Raw genomic sequence first — 1,303 nt, forward strand, 5'->3', positions numbered from 1 at the left:
GGTATGACTCACCCACATGGGTTACAAATCAGTTCACGCACATAGGTAACAGTTTTTAACTGGCAGGGTCGATTTCGCGAGGATCTGACCATGCCCTGGAGAGAGCTGAAACCTATGGACCTCAAAGTGATGTTCATCGCTGAGTATCTGTCTGAAAAGCACAGCTTTAGCCAGCTGTGCCAGGACTATCAGATCAGCCGAAAGACTGGCTACAAATGGGTCGAGCGCTATGAACTGGAGGGTCCCAGTGGGCTCGACGAACGTAGCCGCCGACGGCACAACCAAACCTATGTGGTGCCATTGGTTGTGAGGCAGGCAATCATTGAGTTTCGCTCTACTGGCGAAACGGTTCCGGGTCCTAAAAAGATCCAGAACGACCTGATGAAACGCTTTCCGGGGCAGGATCCGCCGTCGAAAACGACCATCTACAACATCCTTAAGGCAGCGGACTTGATTCTGTCTCGACCGTTACGCCAGCGTGTTGCTGTCTACCCCAAGCCTTTGCGTAAGGCAGAAACGCCTAATCAGCTCTTCAGCGCAGATTACAAAGGCCAATTTCTCACCGGGGCGGGCGTTTGGTGCTATCCACTGACGATCATGGATCATGCCAGTCGCTTCTTGCTTGCCTGCGAGAGCATGGCCAATACCAATCTCAAGGAGACCCAGCAAACCTTCGAGCGCGTTTTTCGTGAATACGGGATGCCTGAACGAATTCGCACCGATAACGGCGTGCCGTTTGCCAGTACGGGTCGTGCAGGGTTATCGCAGTTGTCGATCTGGTGGTTGCGCCTTGGGATTATTCCTGAGCGAATTGAGCCCGGTCGGCCAGATCAAAATGGGCGTCATGAGCGCATGCACCGAACATTGAAAAGTACTTTTCCCAAACCGCCAGCCATTGCCTGGGAGGCTCAGCAAAAACACTTTGATCGATTTATGCAGCACTACAATCACGAGCGGGGACACGAGGCGCTCGGTCAGAAAACCCCGGCCTCCTGCTATACACCCTCAACCCGAGCTTACCCGGAAAAACTACCGGAAATGGGCTATGCGAGCCACGTTGAGTGTTACCTGGCTGATAGTTGCGGAATCATTAATCGAGCGGGTCTGCGGATATACGTGGGGAATCTGCTCAGGCATCAAAACATTGGAATGGAGATGATCAAAGATGGGGTATGGAATGTGATCTTCGGTCCGGTGATCCTAGGTCACGTCAACGCTAGGGACGCAAAGAATGGCTATGTTTCAATCAAAGTGTCACCTATGTGAATGCACTTTTTTGTAACCCATGTGGTTGTCCCGTACA

At 52.1% G+C, this 1,303-nt stretch carries 1 protein-coding gene; it reads left to right on the top strand.

Translation table 11 applies throughout. The features are described from left to right. The first annotated feature begins 90 nt into the window (after positions 1–90). On the top strand, positions 91–1,266 hold the full coding sequence (locus MKS85_RS28765; protein WP_139051192.1) for an integrase core domain-containing protein: 1,176 nt from the start codon (positions 91–93) through the stop codon (positions 1,264–1,266). The last annotated feature ends 37 nt before the right edge of the window (positions 1,267–1,303 follow it).

The organism is Pseudomonas sp. JL2 (genome assembly GCF_031570495.1).
Classification (GTDB): Bacteria; Pseudomonadota; Gammaproteobacteria; order Pseudomonadales; family Pseudomonadaceae; genus Aquipseudomonas; species Aquipseudomonas rhizophila.